The organism is Nocardia bovistercoris (genome assembly GCF_015674855.1).
Taxonomy (GTDB): Bacteria; Actinomycetota; Actinomycetes; order Mycobacteriales; family Mycobacteriaceae; genus Nocardia; species Nocardia bovistercoris.
Window position 1 is genome coordinate 19,984 of record NZ_JADMLG010000026.1, and the last position, 21,740, is coordinate 41,723.

A 21,740-nucleotide genomic window follows, 5' to 3' on the forward strand; every position below is an offset into this window, starting at 1 on the left:
GAGTCGTTGTGGGTCGGCTGGCCTGGATGTTTTCAGTGAGGGCGGAAAGCGCGGCAGATCAGCGCGGGGTGTCGAAGCAACTTGGGTCCCAGCGCGACCGCCAATGAGGTCAGCCCCAGCCAGGGGCGAACGTGGGGTGTCAGACGCTGAATGCGACCATCTCGCCCGCACTCGATCAACATGGCGTCTCCGACACGCACGCCCAAGACGCGAGCGTCTGCCACGACAACAGCTGTGTTCGCCTCGCGGACCCGGTGACGCCAGGTCGACCCGGATAGTGCGGGCAACAACGCAGAGAACAGCGCGCGCAGATCGTCGTGACCGCGGAATGCCGAACGCCCTGCCAGTGGCGAGATCAGTTCCGCGTCCGATGCCAAAGTGTCCATTACGGCGTTGACATCGCCGGCCTGCGTTGCTGTGCAGAATCGAGCGACCACGTCAACGTCCGTCATCGGATTCCTCCCTGTCCCCACTCGAATACTACATACAGTAGTTGCCTTTGGGCCGGGACCTGCTGCCTGTCGGGGCGGTAGAGACGACGTCAGTCACCGCCGACTGGCCGCGCGGTGTGATCGACCAGTGCGCAGTGTGTCTCGACGCGGTGCACCGGTCAGATGCATCGCGACCATTCATTTGATCCGACAGGAAGTAGCCTCCACTCATGCACACCGATATCGAGGGCGCGACCCGCATTGCCTGGATCGCAGCGGAATTCGACTGGAAGTGGCCCCTCGATGATCCGACCCCGTTCTGCGACGCCGCCGGGTGGGAACTCGTCCGGAAGGAAGGCGTCATGTGGTTGCGCACCGACTTCGCGGTGAACAGACCGGAATGTTACGTCTATCTGGAGAACCGGCACATCATCCGATTCGCGGCGCCGGTTACCGATATCGCCGATTTCCGGGCACCCACAGAAGAACGAATGCCCCCCATCCTCCAAGCTTTCGACGACCTGGCGGACGCTTTCGTCGACACTCTCGGCCTGCCCGCGCGCTATGAACCAGGTATCGAGGCGATGATCAGATGGGACTACCCGAGGATAGTCGTGGGACTCGACGCGGGCTTCGTGGCGGTCACCCTCAGCCTCGTCCGTCCCGAGTATCAGGCCGACATCGACGAATTCGCGGAGCGAATAAGACTCGGCTTGATCGAGGACATCTGAGCGGCATCGCCACCGCACTTGGGGATTTCAACATCGATCTGATCAGCCATTCATGCGGTGAAGTCCACGTCGAACAGATCTTCGAGTTGATCGAGTCCGGCGCGAGCCTCGACGGTGAGCTCGGCCTTCATCTCACGTGCGGTGCACGGTATCGGCACCTGTTCGAAGATTTGCAGGTCACGAAGCCGGTAGGCGATGTAGTCCGCATCCGAATCTTCGGCACGACGCCCGAGTTCGGTGAGCACGATCGCGAGCCCGGCTCGGCCACCGTGTCGACTCAGCGATTCGGCGGATTCCTGTTGTACGGCGGTGTCCTCGTCGTGTAGCAGTGCCGTCAGATCCGACAGCGCTTCGCGGTCGGGAAGCAGCGTGCCGAGCGCGCGAGCGGCCGTGCATCGAACCTCCCATTCCCGGGAGTTCAGACCTTCACGAATTCGATTGCGCTCCAAATTCTTTCTCCGCAGCGGCTCATGGTATCTCGTCAGGTCGGATGGGTCGGGCTTGCTTTCGCACACGAACCCCTCGGCCGTCCAGCGCGCGTCACCCTCAGACGCCCGCCACTTATCGTCCATCTTGTGACGACGGCGATCGCGCGCACTACCAAGCCACGCGCCCAACGTTCGACGTCATCGGGGTTGCTGATGGAATTGCCATGCGTCGCGCACGATGTCGAGGATGTCTGGATACTCGGGTGTCCATCCCAGTTCACGGTGTGCCCGTTCGGAGGATGCGTACAGGGTGGCGGGGTCTCCCGGTCGTCGGGGCGCGATCCCGACCTCGAATTCCGCGCCGGTGACTTCGCGAATGGCTTCGATCACTTGCAGATTGGAGAAGCCGATACCATTGCCGAGATTGTAGACTTTGTGCTCACCGGGATGAATGGCTTCGAGGGCCAGCAGGTGTGCGCGGGCCAGATCGGTGATGTGGATGTAGTCCCGCACACAGCTGCCGTCGGCGGTCGGGTAGTCGTCGCCGAACAGCGCGAATTTGTCTACGCGGCCCAGTGCGGCATCCAATGCCAGCGGGATCAGATGGGTTTCGGGGTCGTGTCGTTCTCCGATCATCGTTCCGTCACCGCAGTCATGGGCGCCTGCGACGTTGAAGTAGCGCAGCGAGATCGCTCCAAATTCGAAAGCACGGGTGTAGGTCGTGATCGCCCGGTCGACGGCGAGTTTGGTGTCGCCATAGGTGTTGACCGGGTTCGTGGGTGAGGTTTCGACCAGCGGAAGTTCAGCGGGCTCGCCGTAGACGGCCGCCGTGGACGAGAACACCAGTTTGCCGACCCCGGCGGTTCGCATCGCGTCCAAGAGCGCGAGGGATGCGCGGGTGTTGTTGTCCCAGTGCCACTCCGGATGATGCATCGACTCACCAGCTGCGATCAACCCGGCGAAGTGCAGCACGGCATCGAATCCGGCGTCGGGAACCAGGATTTCAGCGATATCCTGCACTCGAAGCCGGACGAATGCCGCGCCGTCGGGGATCTGCCGGTCGTCGTTACGGGACAGATCATCGACAACGACGACCTCATGGCAGGCATCGAGCAGCATCCTCGTGACAGTGGCACCGACGAAACCGGCGCCGCCGGTGACAAGGAGTTTCATCTGACCTGCACTTTCATCGCGAGTAGGTGATCGTGGATGTCTTGGCGGTGAGCCTGGAAATAGTCCTTGGGCCAAGCTCGGCGGTGCCGGTCCAGCTGGTGAAGCGTTGCCGGGCGCGACTCTTCACAGTAGCCAATGGGTCCGGGTCCGGTGAGGCTACACACGCCTCGGTCATCGCACGTGCAAGTTCGTGGGCGGCCCGGTGATGGCCTGCCACAACTCGGCTGCTGCTGCTGGTGGCGGCGTAGCGGCTGTGGCTCGGGTCGGCCTGTCCAGCTACGGATTCCATCCACGACCCGGCTATCGGCTCATCGCGGAAATCGGCATTCCGCTGGTCATGCTCGCATTCCGTGGAGTCGTTCGAAAGATCGGTTCAGCTCTGCTCGTCACCCTCGCCGCGCCATGGTGGATATACCTACTACTCGGCGGAATCGTCCTCTTGGGTCCGCCCCTCATCGTCTATCTGGTGACGATTGTGATCACTCACGCTACGAGAGCGCTCCCTTGACCTGCGGCGTCTCCGATGCCGAACGGCCACGGTCGGAAGACTACGAAAGTCGCGGTGTCCACAAAGCATCGAGTGGGACCACGAACGCGCCTTCCTCGTGTCGGAACATGTGAGGGCCGGTGTAGAGGACGATCGCGGCGGTGAGCCGATCACCGAGGCGGTCGCGCAGAATGCGGATACCTCGCAGGTCTTCGCGATGTACCCGGCTTCCCGCCTTGAACTCGAAGGCGATCACTCGCCCGTCGTCGCTCTCGACGACCAGGTCGACTTCGTCGCCGGATCCGGTGCGGAAGTGCCCGACTGTCACCGGCGCATCCCACCAACTGATCTGCTTGAGAATCTCCCCCACAGCGAAGGTTTCGATCAAATGGCCGTACTCCGACAGTGCGGCCGGGTCACTGCCCGCGATCTTCTCCGGGGTCAGGCCCATGAGCCAGGCGGCGACGCCGGAGTCCACGATATGGATTTTGGGTTGGCGGGCGACGCGCGAACCGAGGGTGGTTCCCCACGCGGGCAGCCGGTAAACGAGAAAAACAGCTTCCAGAAGCCGGAGATAGTTCTCCGCGGTCGACTTCTCCAATCCGATGGATTGGGCAGCAGCGGTGATGTTGAGAACCTGTCCGGTGCGTGCGGCCAGCTGATCGAGTAAGCGGGGCAGCATTTCCCGCTGCCGGATTCGACTGATCTCCAGGACATCCCGTTCGAGGACCAGTTGGAGGTAGTTGGCGTACCATCGCGACCGTGACCTTCCGGCCGGTCGGCGTAGCGCGACCGGCATCCCGCCCGCTGTGACACGGTGTGCGTAGTCGTCTCGCGATGTGTCGGAAGCGGGCTCGCTGTCCGGCAGTGCGACGCCGCTGAGGAGATTGTGCACGAACTCTTCACTTGTCCGGCCTATTTCGCCTTGCGACAGCGGCAACACCTCGACGATATCCACCCGACCGGTCAATGCTTGTCCGGCTTGCGGCAGGGTCGAATAGCGGGTGGATCCCGCGAGGACGTACCGGCCCGGACTCAGGTCTCGGTTCAGCTCAGCCTTGATGGCGTCGAGCAACTCCGGCACATGCTGGTACTCATCTATCAGGATCGGGCCGTCGCCGCTCACGAACCTGCCCGGGTCGTTACGCACGGCCGCGCGAGTGGCCGGGTCGTCGCAATCGATCACGGCACGGCTGGTCGATTCCGCGATATGCGCCAGCAGTGTGCTCTTGCCGACCGTGCGTGGCCCGTTCAGGACGACCACCGGCTCCTCGGTCATTCGCGTTCGAACAACCGCCGTCAGTCGTCGGTGAGCGATGCCGGTGAGTGAACCCTCCATGCAGGCATTATGGCATTTTTCTTCCGTATCTACAGGATTTATTTTCCGCGTTTGCAAGACTTTTTTTCCGCATCTGCACGCAGCGCCACCCTGGAACTTCTGCACCGCAGACACGGACCGCGGGTGTGATCTCGGCCCGCACCCAGGTGAAGTCGCCGGAGCCGATCGAGCGGCCCGGACAGGATCGGGCACCGGCTTCGTCGCCCGGCCTACAGCGTACGAAAGATAAACGCTCCCATTCATTTTGCGAACGAAAGCGTCGCGGCACCACGTTCACCGCCCGCAGGCCGCAATCATTACTCATGAGAAAAAATATGATTTCCGCCATAGTAGTCGGGATCACCGTGGCGACGCTCGCGCTGACCGCTGCCACTGCCGACGCGGAAGATACCGGTACACACGGCGATCCGAGCGCCTCACCCGGCTGCGGCGCCTCCGCGCACACACCCGGCCGGTCACTGCACCCGTTCTCGGCCGCCGGTCTCGCCGGCGGCTATATCCAGGACATCCCCACCGGCCCAACGGATCTCCCGATGCCAATGGTCCTGGACCTGCACGGATACAACGAACCGCCCGCCGTTGCCCACCTCATGACCGGGCTCGCCGCCTACGGCGAGAGCCACGGCTTCGTGACGATCACCCCGCAGGTCGGTGCGAGCCCGTTCCCGGTGTGGCCGCTGGATTCGAACGACGGCACGTTCGAATTCTTGTCCGCCCTGATCACCCAGGTCGGCTCGACCGCGTGTATCGACGAGCGGCGGGTCTTCGTCACCGGCATGTCCATGGGCGGCATCACCGCCGTTGCCCTGACCTGCAGACTCGCCGACCGGGTCGCCGCCGTGGCGCCGGTCGCCGGGCTGCAGATACTGCCCGGCTGCAGCCCGGCTCGGCCGGTACCTCTCGTCGCCTTCCACGGCACCGATGACCCGCTGCTCGCCTATACCGGCGGCATCGGCGCACTGCTGCGGGACACACCGGGCGTACCCGCCCAGACGGTGGATCTACCCGCGATCCCGGATAACGCCGCCACCTGGGCACGGCAGAACGGCTGTGGCGCCGACCCGACCGAACAGCAGGTCGCGGTCGACGTCGTAGTCCACACCTACGCATGCCCCGGCGGCGCGGATGTCGTGCTCTACACGATCATCGGCGGCGGTCACGTCTGGCCGGGCAGCACGTCATCGCCCTACCCGGCCGCGCTCGTCGGACCCAATACCACCTCCATCGATGCCACGCGGATCATGTGGGACTTCTTCCAGGCCCACCCTCTTCCCGCCTGAGGCGGGGATCGTCAGCCGCGTCGGAGACCGCGCACGTAGCTGCTCAGTGCCTGGCGCCCACGACCGCTCATGGTGCGCCCGGGATCCTGGTCGCGCTCGGCGAACAGGAAGGCGAACTCCTTCTCCACCGCCACCCGCACCGCCGACTGCAGTTCGAGCGCGCCCTCCCCCGCACCGCGCCATCGAGTGGCGTCGATCGGCTCGCCGAAGGAGTAGTAGAACCGCTGCGGTTTCGGAATCAGCGTCGGACCGAGACCGCGGAAGATCGGCATCGTGATGGCGGAGCGGTCGCGGCGCGCCGCGTACCACCGCATCGGCCACATCAGCGGATGCTCGCCGTCCACGACCACGTCGTAGGCGTCGTTGGCGCCGACCATCGCGACCGGCACGATCCGGGCGCCGGTCTCGATGGCCACCTCGGCGAATCCGGTGCGCCCCTTCCACTTCAGCGCATACCGCTCGTGCTTGCGCCGTATGGCCTCGGCACTGCCGCCGGGCAGTACCAGCACGATCTCCCCGCGAGACAACAGAATTCGCATATTCTCGCGGGTGCCACGCACCCCGCCGATCCGCTGCACCGCCCGGCGGATCGCGGGCCGATCCATCAGCGCGTGATCCCCGAGCCCGCGCACGACACGACCGTGCCGATGCATGATCTCGGTCATCAACAGGCCGCAATCGAAGGCGATCATCGAGTGGTTGGCCACGAGCAGCACCGGCCCCTCCGCCGGAATGTTGTCCAACCCGTAGAACCGAGGACTGAACCAGGCCCGCATCGGGGCAACGAGCCGATCGACCCGGCGAAGATCGTCGGGGCCGAAGGTAATCCTCATCGGCGCTCCGTCACTGAGCGACGCGGCCGATGCACTGTCGGTAGTAGTCATTCTCTCTCCTGTACGCCCTACACGAACAAGCGAGCGGCGACGTTGCCTACCCATCGATGAGAATACTGAAACCCATAGCAGCACAACATGTTATCGGCGTGTGACGGAGTAGCCACTCGGCAGGCCGCAGCCGAACCGCTACCCTCCGCGCGCACGCGCGAGGGTGCGCTCCCCGGCGGCCTTCCGGCTCACCGGACCACGCCCCTCGCGTCGCGCGAACCCGCAGTTCGGGCGCCGGAACGACCCGATGCGTTATCCCGCCGTCTCCCCGATCCAGACCGAGGAGAATGTTCGGAGGCCCCGAAACGAAGCCTTGCGAATCGAATCGGCACCCGAATCTCGTTGTTTCCCAACCGATGCCGAGAGCTGGAGGCAACCGAGCAGACACCACCCTGGCAGTCGTCACCGCCACGGCAACCCGTCTGGATATGGAACCTTCGGCTTCCCACGAATTTCGATCGGCGCTAATCGTTCCGACGCCCTTCCAGCCGAGCCCGAAGGGCATCGCGACGACCAGTGGTCACATCGGCCCCCGCAGACCGACCGCCGCTCGAACAGTGGACAAACCATCGGTCCGCTTACATACTTATAGTCGGTATAAGACTTTCAGTATGTCAATGTAGTCAGGTATGTCGAGGAGTGGCGATGCGGGAGTCCGGGCAGAAGACCTCCACGTCGCGGGCCTCGGGCGTCGTCGTCCGTACCGATAGGTCTCGGGGCGTTGCCGGGAAACTGTGGGACGAGCATCCACGGCGTGCCATGGATACCTTCGGTCAGCAGCTGGCGATGGGATATTCCTTGACGGTCGGGGTGGCCGTCGCGCTGGTGCGAGGGCGGTTCAACTGGCGGGAGTTCGTCAGGCAGTGCTCGTTCATGGCGAGTGTGTCGGCGATTCCGACGATGATCGTCGCGGTTCCCATGGGAGTCGTGGTGTCGTTGCAGGTCAGTATGGTCATTCGGCAGGTGGGGGCGGATTCGTTCGTCGGGTCGGCGGTCAGCATCGGAGTGGTGAAGCAGGGAGCGCCGCTGGTTACTTCGATCATGGTCGCGGGGGCGGTGGGGTCGGCGATCTGCGCGGATCTGGGAGCCAGGACCATCCGAGAAGAGATCGATGCGCTGCGGGCGATGGCGATCGATCCGGTCCAGCGGCTGGTTTCGCCTCGGATGGTCGCCGCGGTGCTGGTCAGTACGATGCTCTGCGGGTTCGTGGTATTCGTCGGTTTCGTCGCCACCTACGGGTTCTTCGTCTTCGCCCAGCACGGCGCCTCGGGGTCGTTCATTCAGGCGTTCGTCGGATTCGCGGACACCAACGATCTGCTGATCGCGCTGTTCAAATCCGCGTTGTTCGGATATTTCACCGCGATCATCGCCGGCTATCACGGACTGCATGCTCGCGGCGGGCCCGCGGGGGTGGCCGACGCGGTGAACGCCACCGTCGTCCAAGCCGCGCTCGTGCTGTTCGGCGCGAATGTCGTCATTTCGCAGATCTACAACATCCTTCTTCCGACCGAGGTGTGAAGACCATGGCATCGACCTATACGCCTGCGGTGTCACAGCCCGCCGCGGCGGTGTCGGCTCCCGCGCGCGGCATCGCTCGCATGGGGCATCTCGTCCACTTCGTGATCGCGTCCATCCTGGCCGTCCCACAAGCGCTGCGGTACTACAGGAAAGAGGTTTCCCGACTGACCGCCAACGTGACCTGGGGAAACGGGACTCTGGTCGCGGGTGGCGGGACCGTCGGCGTCATGGCCGTACTGTGTGCGTTCGGCGGCATGACGGTGGGTATCGAAGCGTTCAACAATCTCGACCTGCTCGGGCTCGGACAGATCTCGGGCGCCATCGCCGCGCTCGGCGGCACTCGGGAGATCGCCCCGCTATTGGCGTCACAAGCGTTCATCGTGCAGGCCGGGTGCCGATTCACCGCGCAGTTGGGCGCGATGCGCATCTCCGAGGAGATCGACGCGCTCGAGGCCATCGCCATTCGCCCGCTGCCGTATCTGGTGACCACGCGCATCATCGCCGTGAGCATCGCCGCCGTGCCGCTGTATGTCGCGGCGTTGGCGGTTTCCTACATTTCCACCGAATTGACGGTCGCGGTGATCGGTGATGTCGCGCCGGGCACCTACGGCCACTATTTCGACCTTTTCCTGGTGCCGACGGACGTGCTCTATTCGATCGCCAAACTGGTCGTCCTCGTGGTGCTCGCGGTGTCGATCCAGTGCTACTACGGGTATTTCGCCTCGGGCGGGCCGGAAGGGGTCGGGGTCGCGGCCGGCCGGGCGATCAGGATGTCCATCATCGTCACCGTGCTCGCGAATCTCGCTCTCACGCTGACGTTCTGGGGCGTCACAGCCGGTGCGGCGAGGATTTCGGGGTAGCGCAATGACACTCGCGACCGATTCCGAGGAAACCGCACTGGGCGGTGAGCTCGCGCAGCGGGTACTCACCGAGATGCACCGCGTAGTGGTCGGTAACCGGCAAGCGCTGCGCACGATGCTCGCCGCCATCGTGGCGGGCGGGCACGTGCTGATCGATGACCTGCCTGGGCTCGGCAAGACCCTCATCGCGCGATCGTTCGCGACCGTTCTCGGGCTGGAATCCAAGCGGGTCCAGTTCACGCCGGATCTGCTGCCCGCCGACCTGATCGGCTCGACGGTGTACAACGCCAACGGGGGCGTCTTCGAGTACCGGCCGGGACCGATCGTGACGAATCTGCTGATCGCCGACGAGATCAACCGAACCCCGCCGAAAACGCAGTCGGCACTGCTCGAGGCGATGGCCGAGGGGCAGATCAGCGTCGATGGCGTGACACGGCCGCTGCCGACGCCATTCCTGGTGCTCGCCACCGAGAATCCACTCGAGAACGAAGGAACCTACGCGCTGCCGGAAGCGCAGCTGGACAGGTTCGCGATCCGCCTGCGCCTCGGCTATCTCGACGCCGCCGAGGAGAAGACGTTGCTGCGCAGACGATTGCGGGGCGCGGATGTCTCCGCTCGTCCGGTCCTCGACGGCGCGCTGCTGTCGCGGCTGCGCGGCGCCGTGGACACGGTGAGCGTCGATGACGCGGTACTCGACTACATAGTCGCCCTGATCCGCGCGACGCGTAGTCACCCGAGAGCCGAAGTCGGCGCGAGTCCGCGCGCGGAGCTGGACCTGCTCGAGCTCTCGCGGGCGAACGCGCTGATCCACGGTCGCGATTTCGTCGTGCCCGAGGACGTGAAATCGCTTGCTAGCGTGACACTCGCGCACCGCATCACCCTGCGCCCCGACAGTTGGGTTCGCCGGATTCGCGGCGAGAGCATCGTCGAGGAGGTGCTCAGCCAGGTTCCCGCGCCGCGCGCCGATCCCAGCGGTTCGCACAGGAGGGATGCGGGGTTTGTCGCGAGTTGAGAAGGGTCGGGCATTGTGGCGCCGGAGCATTCGGGCGGCCGCGCTGCTTTCGACCGTGCTCGTACTCGTGCTCGGCTTGCGCGGACCGATCTCCGAGACGAGCGACGATATTCCGAATTCCGCTACGGCGCAGTCTATTCTGCCGCTCGCGGTGTTGGCGGCCATCGCCGTCGTCATCATCGGTCTGTCTGTGTCATCCTTCGCGGGCAACCGAGAGCGGGTCGCGGTCGCCGAGCAGCGACGCCGGACGCCGCGGAGCCGGTTACCTTTCCGGCGAATCATCGTGCTCGCCACCGTCGTTCTCGTCGCGACGGCAGCGGTGGCGACGATGAGTCTGCTACTGCCCGGCGCTCCCGTGGAACAGCGGGTAGATCAGGGCGCCGACTCGACACAGTCACCGAGCGGCTCGAATTCACCACCGCCGCAACAGGAAAGCCGGCAGCCACTGGACAACAGCGCGTTGCGCGCGCTGGGCGCGGTGGCGGCGGTCACGATGTTGGCGGCGCTGGTCGGCGCGGGCAGCGTCGTCATCCGCTCCGGCAGGCGGGCGGGCACGGCGCCGGAGGACACCGCGAGGACGGAAGAACGCCTCGCTCACGCGGCCCATCGCGCACAGACCGAGATTATCGACCGACGACAAGATCCGCGCGCGGCCGTGCTCGCGTGCTATCGCGCCATGGAACAGGAGTTCAGCGCCCTACCCGCGCTGTCGCCGCGTGCGTCGGATACCCCGTCGGAGGTTCTCGCGCGCGCGGTCGGGATCGGCATCGTCGGCGGTGACACCGCTGCTCGACTGGTCGCGCTGTTCGCCGAGGCCAGGTTCAGCACCCACCCGATGACCGAAGCGCATCGCGCGGCCGCGGGCAACCTCCTCGACGCGGTACTCGACGGCTTGGAGCCGGTCCGATGAGGTTCGACCGGGCGCTGCTCGTCGCATCGGCGCCCGCCGCGCTGATCGCCGCGCTCGGCGTCGCCACCGAGCACGGCGCGCTCGACCTGGCCCCGCAGGTGCTCGCGGTGGCGGCGGGCGCGATCGTGGCCGTGCCGGTCCTGGTACTCGCGACCAGTGCGACGCCATCGCGGGCGTCCGCACCCGCGACCGAGGACGATTGGGCTCGAGCCGAGGCGCGACGACGGATCCGCGCCGAGGCGCTGCTGCGGCACGTCGACGGTTCGAGGGCCGAATGGGATAGTCGAGTCAGACCGATGCTCGCGCGGGAATTCCGGTCCGCACTCGGTGATCGCGCTCGAACCGACAGCGCCGCAGCAGATCTCGGCCACGAAATACTCGGGCTCGAGCTGTGGCGCTGGGTTGACCCGGCTGCGGCCACCGTGACCGCGCGCGACGACGAAGGTCCGGGTCGAGAGCTGTTCATCCGCATCCTAGACCGGCTGGAGCGGCTGTGACCCCGGCTACTCGTCACGATCCCCCACACGAGGTCCGCGGTGGGGATCCGGCGCCCCCGTCCGCGGACCGGCGTTCGACCGCGGACACCGCGCGTTGCCATCCGACCACTTCGGCGATCTGCGCGGCGACCACGTCCGGTTTCGTGCTGGCTTTGGCGGTGGCGCTCGGCCGTTCGGAACTCGTGGTCTTCGCGGCGCCGCTGATCGGGCTGTTGGCGATCGGCTGGCGGACGCCGTCGATGACGGTGACCATGACGGTCTCTACCGGTGACGAGGCCATCACCTGCTTCGAGGGCGACACCATCGACCTCGCCCTCGATTTCCTCGTCACGCCGCGACCGGAAGGCGTATCGGTCACGGCGCGGCCGAGTCCGGTGCGCGGGCTGTCGCTCGAAACACGTTCGCGGACCGCGACATCGGCCACCGTCGAGGTCCGCCCGCACCGGTGGGGTCGGTACGCGATCCCCGTCGAGACGACGACGAGTACCGGCGGGCTCGGCGTCCTGCGCACCCGGCACGACCTCGTGGAGATCATGGTCTACCCGCGGGCGGAAGGGGATCGCACGGCGCGGGGCGTCTCGACACGGACCCGGATCGGTGCGCATCGCGCGCGGTCCACCGGCTCCGGCATGGATTTCGCGGATGTGCGCGAATTCGTTCCCGGCGACCCGCTGCGATCGGTGAACTGGCGTGCCACCGCGCGCCACGGTGCGCTGCGGGTCACCGAACGGCACCGCGAACTGGCCAACGATGTGGTGGTCGTCTTCGACGCGACGCTCGAAGGGGCGCACCATCCGTTCGAGCCGCTGGATCGCGCGGTGCGCGGCGCCACGGAACTGATCGGGTCGGCCTTGCGCGCCGGAGATCGCGTCGGGCTGGTACGAATCGGCGATATCAGCGGCTGGTGTCCCGTGCGCGGCGGTCGCGGACAGTTCTCCGCGACGGTCTCGGCGCTGCTGAACCCGGAGAGCGAAACACTGACGAGGTTCACCGGAACCCTTCCGCCGCGCGTCGCGATATCCGCCGACACGACGGTCGTCGCGTTCTCCGGCTTGTCGGACAGCGGATTCACCCTCGCGCTGTTCGAGTTACGCAAACGCGGTCACCAGGTGATCGTGGCCGATGTGATGTCCGACGCACTTCTCGACGATCACCCGGACCCGCTGGTCGCCCGCCTGTGGACGTTCGAACGGATCGGCCTGCACCGGGATCTGGGCGCCGCAGGCATCGAAGTCGTCGACGGCGGGTCGCCACGATGAGACCGACCGTTCTCGCTACCGCGACCGGCGTGACCGCCATGTGCGGGGCATGCGCTGTCCACGCGACACCCTTCGGATTCGGCTCGGCGGTGGTTATCGCCGTACTCGGACTGCTCGGCGTGCGCAGCGCGTGGACGGCGTGTGCGGCGGTGCTCACGACTGCAGCAGCTCTCGCTGTCCTGCGCTGCGATACATCGGCGGCGCTGTTGGCCGGACTCGGCGCGACCGTCTACCTCGTCGGTTCGCGGACGCGGTGGACGGAGGGCCAGAATCGCGAACTGTCGACCGGTCTGATCGGGGCGGTTGGATTCGGGGCGGCGGCCGCGACGGTGGCCGAAATGGATGCGTCGCTACCGTGGGTACATGCCGCGGTACCGGTAGTGGCGGTGATCGCGGCGGTTGTGCCACTACGTCTGGTGCGAGCACGGTCGATGCCCCGTCTCGAAGCTCGGCGCGGCGCGGACACGTCACAGTGACGACAGCGCGACCGTAGCGGGGGACGAGTTCCGCCACGGTCGCGCTGTCGATGTGAAGGTGGCGCTCAGCCCGGCTCGGGCCGCGCCGGAACCGCCGGTTCGGTCGCGGTCAGCGCCATCGACCGCTGCTCCCGTTCGGCCTCCTCGGCGGTGAGGGCCGAACCCGCCATCGCCCACCGCAGCAACGGCGGCGCCATCATCGAGGTCACCACCGCGACCAGGATCAGGATCGTATACGCCTCGGTGCCGAGCACCCCGAGCCGCAATCCGACCATGGCGATGACGACCTCGATGACGCCGCGAGCGTTCATACCGGCGCCGAGCGCCACCGACTCGCGCCGCGACAGTCCGCTCGACGCCCCGCCGATCCACGCGCCGACGAACTTGCCGACGACCGCGACGAACACCGCGACGAGCGCGGCCAGCAGCAGCGGACCCGTCACCAGCGTGGACAGATCCATGCGCAAACCCGCGGTCGCGAAGAAGATCGGCGCGAGAACGCCCATCACCACCGTGTTCAAGGGAGCGAGCGCATGCAGCCGGATGCCGCTGGAGCCGATCAGCACACCGCACAGGAAGGTGCCGAAAATGGCTTCGAGCCCCATCGAGTGCGTGGCGGCCGCACCGCCGAGCAACAGCACCGCCGCCACCGCGATCACATTCGTCGAGTCACCCGTGGCTTCCGCGCGCCGCATGATCTGCCGGACCAGCGGCCTGCCGAGGGTCAGCGCGAAGGTGGTGACCGCGAGCAGCCAGCCCAAGGAGGTCAGCACCGTCGCGATGCCGAGGCCGTGCGTGGCGGCGGCCGCCACGACCGACAGCAGCAACCAGCCGACCGCGTCGTCGACCATGCCCGCGGTGAGGATGAGCTGCCCCACGTTGCGGTGCGTGAGGTTCAACTCCATCAGCGTCTTCGCGATGACCGGTATCGCCGAAACACACAGCGCGGTGCCGATGAACAGCGCGAACACCCACTCGTCGGTGCCATCGGGACGCAACGGCGACGGTGCGAGGACGCCGATGCCGATACCGAGCGCCAAGGGCACGAGCAGACCGGCGAGGCTGACCTTCGCCGCCGCGGGCAGTTTGTGCCGGAACCGCCCGAGATCCAACTGCATTCCGGCCAGCCCGACGAGCAGCAGCACCCCGACCTGACCGACGGCGTCTATCAGGTGCTGTTGCTCGGGCTCGGTCGGAAACAACCAGTCCGACAACGACGGGGCGAGATTCCGCAGCAGCGACGGTCCGAGGACCACACCCGCGAGGAGTTCACCCACGATCCTCGGCATGCCGCACCGCATCGCGAGCGCACCGAGCGCGCGCGCCGCGAGCAGCAGCACCAGCAGTTGCACGAGGAAGATCAGCAGACTGTGCGCGGAAATGGTCGCGATCGGTCCGGCGGCGAGATTCACCGTCTGCCCCCGCTCATCGACGCGCGATCCGGGCGCCGATCCTGCGCCAGTCCCGGTTGCGGATCGAGATCAGGTCGCGTGTCGCGTGGAACGCGGTACTCGCACCGTGGCGCAGTTCGGCGCCGTAGAAGGCGCCGGACCTGCTGAGCACCTCGGTCAACCCGTGCTCGAAGTACCGGCCGCGCACCTGCTCTGGGCTGCGGTATTTGCCCCAAGCCAGGACCCGGGCCATGGGGATCAACGTGAGGGACGTCGCGGGTGAGCGCACCGTCGGGTCCAACTGCTTCCAGCTCGACGGCACGAGTCCGCTCTCGCGCAGCGCGCGATAGATACGCGCACAGGCCTCGTCGGTCTCGATCTCCTTGTCGCGATAGTCCTGGATGGCCTGAGACGCCGTGCGGAACATCTCGGCGACCGCCGGATTGTCCTGGCCCTGCACGCCGCGATATGGCGCCTGCTCGAGGGCGGAGAACACCGAAGGGTCCTTGCTGCGGTCGAAGGCGAACAGCGCCTCCATCATGCCGTTGCTGCCGTAGAGGGTGTTGATGGTCCAGACGCGGAACCACGCGTTCCACAGCTCGAAGCTGTCGAACGAGGTGTAGTTGTTCCGAACCAGCGTGTCGTAGTAGGCGAAACTCTTCTTCACCAGCGTCTCGACGTACTCGAAGCGCTTGGTGTCGAAGTCGCCGGAGCGCACGGCGTCGATCAGGCGGTGCGCCAGCGAATGCACGGCCGCCGCGGTGACCGACAGGCCGCTGGAGGTGAGCGGATCGATGAAATCGGAGGCGTGCGGGAGCAGGCACCAGCGATCACCGACGACCTTGCTCGACTGGAATTGGACCCGCCCGGTCCGGACGATCGGCCGCACCGGCCGCGCGCCGTTCATCTGGCGAGCGAAGGTCGGAAACCGGTTGACGTGCGCCCAGAACTCCTCCTCCGGCGTCTCGTCCTCGTTGACCGGATACCGGTCCATATCGAGCGCGATACCGATGCTGCACAGGCGATTCGTGGACTGCGGGTGGTTGTCGAACGGGATGACCCACACCCAGCCGCCCTCGAACAGGTGGTGCAGCGTGCCGCCCGCCAACGGCTGCGGCATCTTGTGTTCCCGGCGCGGCGGAGCGACCTTGTCGAACGGTTCGACACCGACGAAATGGCCGTACAGGGTGCGCGTTCGGGTCTTGTATTCGGCGGGTTCGACCCGCAGGCTCAGTTGCTTGCCGAGCACGCTGTTGATGCCGCCGGCGTCGATCACGTAGTCGACGCGGAACTCGCCCTTGTCCACCGTCACGATGTCGGCGCCGTCGTCGTCGAAGCGCACTTCGCCGACGAAGGTGTGGTTGTATCCGGTGGCGCCGTAGGACAGCGCCAACTGGTACGCCCAGGCGTCCACGTCCTGGCGGTAGTAGTGCACGTCGGGGCCGAGCGGTGCGCTCAGCGCCGGGAACTGGGTGCATTCCTGCGCGCGGAACGGCTCGCCCTCGCGGTGCCAAGCGAAACTGAAGTTGCGCTTCACGCCGCACGCGCTGCTGATCTTGCGCCGCACCGAGCCGTAGGCCGCCATGTCGGCGATCTCGGGAACGTCGTAGCGCGCGGCCAGGATTCGCAGGCCGAGGGTGGTTTCCGGAATGGTCGACTCGCCGATGGCGAAGCGCGGATGACCGCCGCCCTCGAAGATCACCACGCGTACCCCGTGGCGGGAGAGGATAGCGGCAAGCATCGAGCCGCCGATGCCACCGCCTACCACCGCCACGTCGAATCGACGAGATTTCCTGCTGCTCATGTCTTCCTATCTCCTTCGATCGATGCGGACGACGCCGCTGTCGTGGCTTGGGGAGTCGAGCGCGCGATCCCGCGCGCGGCCGAGTCGGGCGAGGTACAGGTCGAGCAGGCGCAGTACCGGCCGGATGGACGGCAGCGCCGGTGCGCGACCGCGCGGTATGGGGAACACTTCCGGCGCCGAGCCGTCCTCGGCGCCGAGCCGATCCGCCAGCAGCGTGCCCGCGTAGGTCGATGCCGCGATGCCGTGGCCGCGCCAGCCGACCGCGACCATCTCGCCGCCGCCGCGCGCGCCGATCACGGGCATGGCGTCGAGGGTCATGCCGATCGGGCCCGACCAGGCGTATTCCAGCGGTACGTCCCGCACGACGGGGTGCAGTGCGCGCACCGCGGCACGCAGATATTCCACATCCAGCGGATCGGAACCGTGCGCGCCGCGTTCGATCCGACCACCGCCGACCACGAGCCTGCCCTCGGGGGTGAGCCGATAGTAGGGCGCGAGATCGCCGATCTCGGCCAGCGGCTCGTCTCTGAGCCAACCGAGTTCGGCGAGTTGCGCATTGGTCAGCGGCACCGTCGCCGCGGCCTGCACCCGCATCCCGAGCACCCCGGTGCGGGAATTCGCGCCCGAACCGTTCACGGCGACGACCACCCGGTCGGCGAGCACCTCGCCCGCATCGGTGCTGAGTCGAATCGGGCCGTCGCCGTGCCGGATCCGGCGTACCGGGCTGTTCTCGTGGACGGTGGCGCCGAGTCGCTCGGCGGCGAACGCCAGCTGGGTCGCGAAAGCCGCCGGGTCGACCGTCGCGGCGGGTGCGTATCTGAGCCCGCCGAGACTACGCCCCGCGCCCGCGGGCATCTCGTCCGCCGCGACCACGGTGAGCCGCACGCCGAGCGCCGCGGCGGCGGCCGATTCCCGTTCCATCGCGATCCTGGCGCGACGGTCACGGGCCACGAGCAACTGGCTGCCCGGTGTCAGCCCGCAATCGATATGGTGGCGCGCGCAGAGCGCGATCACGTGCTCGACCGCCCGTTCCGACCAGATGTGCAGTGCGCGTGCGCGTTCGTCGCCGTACCGTCTGCGCGCCGTGCGCAGAGGCGGGCCGATGCGCGGGCCGACCAATCCGGTGCCGCGTCCACTCGCGCCGCTCGCGACCCGAGCGGCTTCCAAGACGACCACGTCGCGATCGGGATGCCGTTGCGCCAGCCGCAGGGCGACCGACAGACCGGTCAGACCGGCACCGATGACAGCGGTATGGCAGCGGCGACTCCCCGACACCGGTGCGCGGTGCACGACGGGAACCTCCGGCCGCCACACCGGAACGCCGACCCGGAGCGTCCGGGTGACCTCGGTCATCCGGCCCTCACAGCGCGTTGGTGGTACGGGCCAGGCACCACGCGTCCCGCAGGCGAAACCGCTTGGGAAAGGCCACGTATTCGGGAGTGACCAGGTGCGGGCGCCACTTGAGCTTGAACGAGAGCGCCGAATCGGCCGGGTAGAGGGCGCCGCCGTACTCACGGATCGAGTTCAGCGCCAGCCCCACCATCCGACTGCGGCCGTTCGCAATCTCGTGTTCCGCTTCGAGACCGACGAAGGGCGTGAGTCCGAGATGCAGCCAGCCTGCCCCCTCCCGGTACATCTTCTTCGCGGCGTCGGAGAACAGGTGGTCCGCGACACCCGGCGGCGTGTCGGGCAGTCGCCGTTCCAGATCCGCCAGCCAGCCGTGTTGCCGACCGTAGACCGGCGAGAAACTGAAATAGGCGATCAGCCGCCCCTCCAACTCGGCGACGAACAATTTCCGGTGTTCCTGCATCGGGCCGCCGCGCTGGCCGATGAGGAATCGCAGTTCCTTCGTGTGTTTGCCCTTGTCGCGCAACCATGCCGCATCGATGGCGTCGAGTTGCGCCACGAATCCGGGGTCCGCCGAGCGTTCCCGGTCCACCTCCGACACGGTGACGCCCGCCTTGCGCGATCGCGCGACCATACTGCGGGTCTTGCGGAACTTGCCGCCGATCAACCCGAACTGGGACAGGTCGATGCTGTAGGAGGAGCCGAACTGGTTCACGACATACCCGTCCGCCGCGATCCGCTCGGCGTCCCCGCGCAGCAACTGCACCTTCAGCACCCGTCGCCCCGCCCGTGCGGCCGCCTCGTGGAAGGCGTCTTCGAGCGGAGCGCACGCGTCGGGCGACGCGATGGGACCGCTGAACTGCACCCAATAGCCACGACCGAAAGGACGGTAGGCGATGACGCCCGACAGACCTTCGGCCGCGAAATAGTCGTTTCCGGTGTTGAGGGCGAGAAATCCGGACGAGTGTTGCCCGTGCTCGCGCAGCGCGGCGTGCGCGTCGGCGACGGTCGCCTCGGCCGGTCCGCCGCCCCCCGATCGCGTCGAAGGGTGCTGCGTCGGTGTCAATTTCATGTTTCGGCTCCACATTTCGTCGTGCGCTCAGCGATGATTCGACCTAGTCCACGGCGCCGGTCAGTCGCCCGAAGGTCCGGTCGTGCCAGATCAGCGGCTTCCCCTCGGTGACACCGACCGCGGCCAGCTCGCCGACGATCAACACGTGGTCGCCGTACCGGCGCGCGTCGGTGAGAAAGCAGACCGACCAGGCCAGCGTGTGCCGAAGCACGGGGACGCCGAGGATGTAGTCGTGCTCGTGGCTCTCGAATCGGGAGCCGGTCGGCGAGGCGAAGTCCGCAGCCATCTCCGCCTGTTCCTCGGTGAGCAGATGGACCGCGAACGTGCGGGCGCGTTCGATCGCGGCGAGTGTGTAGGAGCCCACCGAGAGCCCGGCGACGACCAGCGGTGGATTCAACGACAGCGATGTCACCGTCGACGCGGTGAGGCCGACCGGGCCCGTCGCGGCCTCGGCCGACAGGATGGCGACACCCGCCGCCAACTTCCGGTACAGGTGCAGGCACCGTTCGGGTGCGGGTGCGGTGCCGCGGTCCGCCTGAACCAGCATCAGATGCGCTCCAATGTCTCGGCGCCGCGCGCGGTTCGATCGGTCAGCGTCCGCTCGAATTCGGCGAAGGCGGGCAATTTCTTCGGCTCGAACGGCGCGTAGAAGGTCCTCATGAAGTTCCCGAACAACGCCCGGTCACCGCAGAGGTGGATCGGCACGACCAGCAGCGCCCATTCGAATCCGTACACGAGCAGCCAGAGCCCGACCACGACGGATTGCGTTGTGACACTGTGCATCACGTTGTACAGGACGTAGTAGACGCGCGCGACCTCACCGTCCTCGGACCGGTGATGGGCGATCAGCCCCGGCAGGTAGCCGATGACGTCGATGTAGGCGAACAGGAAGATGGCCGGTAGCCAACGGACTTCATCGAGATGCAACGCGAACAGCGCCAGCGACACGGCGAGCCCGACGCCGTACTCCAAGCGGATCAGTCGGTGGGTCGTCTTGCTCTCGAAGCGGTTGAGACTGTCCATTTCAATCCCTCGGTAATGCGATGCGAACTCAGCGAGTCAGCACGCGAGCCGGTTCCTCGGTGACGCCGACCTTCCGCGCGACCGCCGCCTCGACGGCCGGATCCCCGATCACCGTCGCGCCGCCGAGCAGCGAATAGACGATGATCGCGATCCCCTCCTTCAGCACTTTGGTGGCGATCGGGTCGAGAATCCCGGTCAGACTGGGGATTCCGAAATCGAAGGTCGCCTCGAAACGAACACAGCTGCCGTGGTTCACGGGGGTGACGGTCCAGGCGCCGCGGAACATGTGGAAGTCGCCGGATAGCTGCTCGAATACGATCCGGCGCCGATCCGGCTGTACGTAGTCGATTTCCGACCAGCGCAGCGGGCCATTGCGGAAGAAGACCTCCCAATCGCTGACCAGGTGCCCGTCCTCCCTGGTGCGGACGGTGACGTCGCGCACCTCGTCGACGAGTCCCGGGTAGCGCTCGAAATCGCTGATCCGGCTGAACGCCTCGTCCGCCGAGACGGTTTCGGAGCGTAATTCGATGTGCAGACTTCGCATGGGTGAACCCTTTCTACCGATTGCCGTACTGGGCGGTGGCCCGTGCGGCCACCTCGAAGCGGTTCAAGAAGAAGTCGACCTCGTTGTCGCTCAATACCGCTGGTGGCGTGAAGCGCAGGACAAAATCAGAATTCATCGAAAGATTGGCCACGACATTGTTTTTCACGAGCTCGATGAGCAGCTCACCCGCGACGCCGGGCTCGGCGATGTCGACGGCGATGAGCAAGCCGGAGCCGCGCACCCGGGCACCGAGGTCGGACAGATATCGGTCGACGATGCGCGTGATCTCGCGCAACAAGATCTCGCCGAGACGAGCGGCCCGCTCGACCAGGCCGTCCTCCTCGATGGCGCGCAGCGCGCCACAGACCGCCGCCATCGCGATCGGCGCACCCGAGAACGTCGAGGTGTGCAGCAGCGGGTCGCGATCCAGACCGCTGAACACCTCGTCGGTCGCGATCACGGCCGCGACCGGCATCACCGCTCCGCCGAGTCCTTTGCCCGAGAGCAGAACATCGGGGCGGATCGACTCACGCTCGGCGCCCCACCACAGACCGAGTCTGCCGAGGCCGGTCTGCACCTCGTCCAGCACGAACAGCGCGCCGTACTCCGCGCACAGCGATTGGACGGCCGCGAGATAACCGGGTGGCGGCAGGACGACCCCCGCCTCGGCCTGAACCGGTTCCAAGATCACGCACGCCTGTTCGGGATGCTCTCGGAGCACCGCGGCCAAGGCCGCGGTGTCACCGAACGGCACATGCGCGACATCGGGCAGCAGCGGCCGGAACGGATCCTGGAACACCGATCGGCCGGTCACCGAGAGCGCTCCCATGGTCTTGCCGTGATAGCCGCCGACGGTCGAGATCAGAAACGGACGCTGGTTGAGGCGCGCCAATTTGATGGCCGCTTCGGTCGCCTCGGCGCCGGAGTTGCAGAAGTGCACCCGGTTCAGGCCGGGCGGGGTGGTCGCGGTGAGCATCTGGGCCGCCCGGCCGAGCGCGGGTTCGAGAAACAGACGGCTGCTGATCGGATGACTGTGCAGCTGCCGCTCGACCTCCGCGACGACGATCGGATGCCTGGCGCCGGTGATGAACACGCCGTAGCCGCCGACGTTCAAGAAGTGCTGCCCGTCCGCGACGGTGATCCAGGCCCCCTTCGATTCGACTTCGAGGTGCCCGCCAAGCATGTCGGCGAGCCGCGCGCGACCGCTGCTGAGGTTCCTGCGATAGGTCGCGGCGACCCGGTCGTAGTCGGAGGTGAGTTGCGTCTCGGTCATG

The 21,740-nt window shown here is 66.6% G+C and carries 22 protein-coding genes; 9 read left to right on the plus strand and 13 right to left on the minus strand.

The genetic code is table 11. From position 1 onward, the window contains the following. Positions 1 to 32: 32 nt before the first annotated feature. A complete protein-coding gene (locus tag IT779_RS35325) occupies positions 33 to 452 on the minus strand; it encodes a nuclear transport factor 2 family protein (protein WP_196153845.1) in 420 nt (139 codons plus the stop codon). A gap of 209 nt (positions 453 to 661) precedes the next feature. Between IT779_RS35325 and IT779_RS35330 the strand changes: the two genes are divergently transcribed. After that, a complete protein-coding gene (locus IT779_RS35330; RefSeq protein WP_196153846.1) occupies positions 662 to 1,162 on the plus strand; it encodes a DUF6301 family protein in 501 nt (166 codons plus the stop codon). Between the two features lie 50 nt (positions 1,163 to 1,212). On the opposite strand, the gene IT779_RS35335 is transcribed toward IT779_RS35330, so the two are convergent. The 3 genes from IT779_RS35335 to IT779_RS35345 all read right to left on the minus strand — a co-directional run bounded on the left by IT779_RS35335 (position 1,213) and on the right by IT779_RS35345 (position 4,703). Continuing rightward, positions 1,213 to 1,611: a HEAT repeat domain-containing protein gene (locus IT779_RS35335; RefSeq protein ID WP_196153847.1), complete on the minus strand. Its 399-nt coding sequence runs from the start codon at positions 1,609 to 1,611 to the stop codon at positions 1,213 to 1,215. A gap of 177 nt (positions 1,612 to 1,788) precedes the next feature. Further along, positions 1,789 to 2,763, minus strand: coding sequence for a UDP-glucose 4-epimerase GalE (galE, locus tag IT779_RS35340; protein ID WP_196153891.1), 975 nt, complete (start codon positions 2,761 to 2,763; stop codon positions 1,789 to 1,791). A gap of 548 nt (positions 2,764 to 3,311) precedes the next feature. Next, positions 3,312 to 4,703, minus strand: coding sequence for an ATP-binding protein (locus tag IT779_RS35345; RefSeq protein ID WP_198429296.1), 1,392 nt, complete (start codon positions 4,701 to 4,703; stop codon positions 3,312 to 3,314). A gap of 200 nt (positions 4,704 to 4,903) precedes the next feature. On the opposite strand from IT779_RS35345, the gene IT779_RS35350 reads away from it, so the two are divergent. Continuing rightward, the gene (locus IT779_RS35350) at positions 4,904 to 5,869 is read left to right on the plus strand and encodes an alpha/beta hydrolase family esterase (RefSeq protein WP_196153848.1); all 966 of its coding nucleotides are present in this window, start codon (positions 4,904 to 4,906) and stop codon (positions 5,867 to 5,869) included. A gap of 11 nt (positions 5,870 to 5,880) precedes the next feature. On the opposite strand, the gene IT779_RS35355 is transcribed toward IT779_RS35350, so the two are convergent. Then, positions 5,881 to 6,702, minus strand: a complete 822-nt coding sequence (locus tag IT779_RS35355) for a lysophospholipid acyltransferase family protein (protein WP_232542395.1) — start codon at positions 6,700 to 6,702, stop codon at positions 5,881 to 5,883. A gap of 696 nt (positions 6,703 to 7,398) precedes the next feature. Between IT779_RS35355 and IT779_RS35360 the strand changes: the two genes are divergently transcribed. Genes IT779_RS35360 through IT779_RS35390 form a run of 7 tightly spaced genes read left to right on the plus strand, consistent with a single transcriptional unit; the run spans position 7,399 to position 13,285 of the window. Beyond that, entirely contained in the window at positions 7,399 to 8,271 is an 873-nt protein-coding gene (locus IT779_RS35360; protein ID WP_196153850.1) for an MlaE family ABC transporter permease, read from the plus strand. Between the two features lie 5 nt (positions 8,272 to 8,276). Continuing rightward, the gene (locus IT779_RS35365; RefSeq protein ID WP_196153851.1) at positions 8,277 to 9,131 is read left to right on the plus strand and encodes an ABC transporter permease; all 855 of its coding nucleotides are present in this window, start codon (positions 8,277 to 8,279) and stop codon (positions 9,129 to 9,131) included. 4 nt (positions 9,132 to 9,135) lie between these two features. Then, positions 9,136 to 10,143, plus strand: coding sequence for an AAA family ATPase (locus IT779_RS35370; protein WP_196153852.1), 1,008 nt, complete (start codon positions 9,136 to 9,138; stop codon positions 10,141 to 10,143). Further along, positions 10,130 to 11,053, plus strand: a complete 924-nt coding sequence (locus IT779_RS35375) for a DUF4129 domain-containing protein (RefSeq protein ID WP_196153853.1) — start codon at positions 10,130 to 10,132, stop codon at positions 11,051 to 11,053. Before IT779_RS35370 ends, IT779_RS35375 begins: the two co-directional genes overlap by 14 nt. Next, a complete protein-coding gene (locus tag IT779_RS35380; protein ID WP_196153854.1) occupies positions 11,050 to 11,550 on the plus strand; it encodes a hypothetical protein in 501 nt (166 codons plus the stop codon). Before IT779_RS35375 ends, IT779_RS35380 begins: the two co-directional genes overlap by 4 nt. Beyond that, the gene (locus IT779_RS38990; protein ID WP_196153855.1) at positions 11,547 to 12,809 is read left to right on the plus strand and encodes a DUF58 domain-containing protein; all 1,263 of its coding nucleotides are present in this window, start codon (positions 11,547 to 11,549) and stop codon (positions 12,807 to 12,809) included. The genes IT779_RS35380 and IT779_RS38990 overlap by 4 nt, the downstream gene beginning before the upstream one ends. Then, a complete protein-coding gene (locus tag IT779_RS35390; RefSeq protein ID WP_196153856.1) occupies positions 12,806 to 13,285 on the plus strand; it encodes a hypothetical protein in 480 nt (159 codons plus the stop codon). Before IT779_RS38990 ends, IT779_RS35390 begins: the two co-directional genes overlap by 4 nt. Positions 13,286 to 13,350: 65 nt before the next feature. On the opposite strand, the gene IT779_RS35395 is transcribed toward IT779_RS35390, so the two are convergent. The 8 genes from IT779_RS35395 to IT779_RS35430 are packed head-to-tail and all read right to left on the minus strand — an operon-like array spanning position 13,351 to position 21,739. Beyond that, positions 13,351 to 14,697, minus strand: a complete 1,347-nt coding sequence (locus IT779_RS35395; protein ID WP_332839106.1) for a cation:proton antiporter — start codon at positions 14,695 to 14,697, stop codon at positions 13,351 to 13,353. 13 nt (positions 14,698 to 14,710) lie between these two features. Then, the gene (locus IT779_RS35400) at positions 14,711 to 16,480 is read right to left on the minus strand and encodes an NAD(P)/FAD-dependent oxidoreductase (RefSeq protein ID WP_196153857.1); all 1,770 of its coding nucleotides are present in this window, start codon (positions 16,478 to 16,480) and stop codon (positions 14,711 to 14,713) included. A 6-nt stretch (positions 16,481 to 16,486) separates the two neighbouring features. Next, positions 16,487 to 17,833: an NAD(P)/FAD-dependent oxidoreductase gene (locus IT779_RS35405; protein WP_196153858.1), complete on the minus strand. Its 1,347-nt coding sequence runs from the start codon at positions 17,831 to 17,833 to the stop codon at positions 16,487 to 16,489. Positions 17,834 to 17,840: 7 nt separating this feature from the next. Continuing rightward, positions 17,841 to 18,899 carry a DUF2156 domain-containing protein gene (locus IT779_RS35410; protein WP_196153859.1) on the minus strand — a complete coding sequence of 353 codons (1,059 nt, stop codon included), beginning with the start codon at positions 18,897 to 18,899 and terminating at the stop codon, positions 17,841 to 17,843. A 43-nt stretch (positions 18,900 to 18,942) separates the two neighbouring features. Then, positions 18,943 to 19,446, minus strand: coding sequence for a flavin reductase family protein (locus IT779_RS35415; protein ID WP_196153860.1), 504 nt, complete (start codon positions 19,444 to 19,446; stop codon positions 18,943 to 18,945). After that, positions 19,446 to 19,922: a hypothetical protein gene (locus tag IT779_RS35420; RefSeq protein WP_196153861.1), complete on the minus strand. Its 477-nt coding sequence runs from the start codon at positions 19,920 to 19,922 to the stop codon at positions 19,446 to 19,448. Before IT779_RS35420 ends, IT779_RS35415 begins: the two co-directional genes overlap by 1 nt. Before the next feature lie 28 nt (positions 19,923 to 19,950). After that, the gene (locus tag IT779_RS35425; protein WP_196153862.1) at positions 19,951 to 20,466 is read right to left on the minus strand and encodes a type II toxin-antitoxin system RatA family toxin; all 516 of its coding nucleotides are present in this window, start codon (positions 20,464 to 20,466) and stop codon (positions 19,951 to 19,953) included. Positions 20,467 to 20,479: 13 nt separating this feature from the next. Next, positions 20,480 to 21,739, minus strand: a complete 1,260-nt coding sequence (locus IT779_RS35430) for an aspartate aminotransferase family protein (RefSeq protein ID WP_196153863.1) — start codon at positions 21,737 to 21,739, stop codon at positions 20,480 to 20,482. Position 21,740 lies beyond the last annotated feature (1 nt).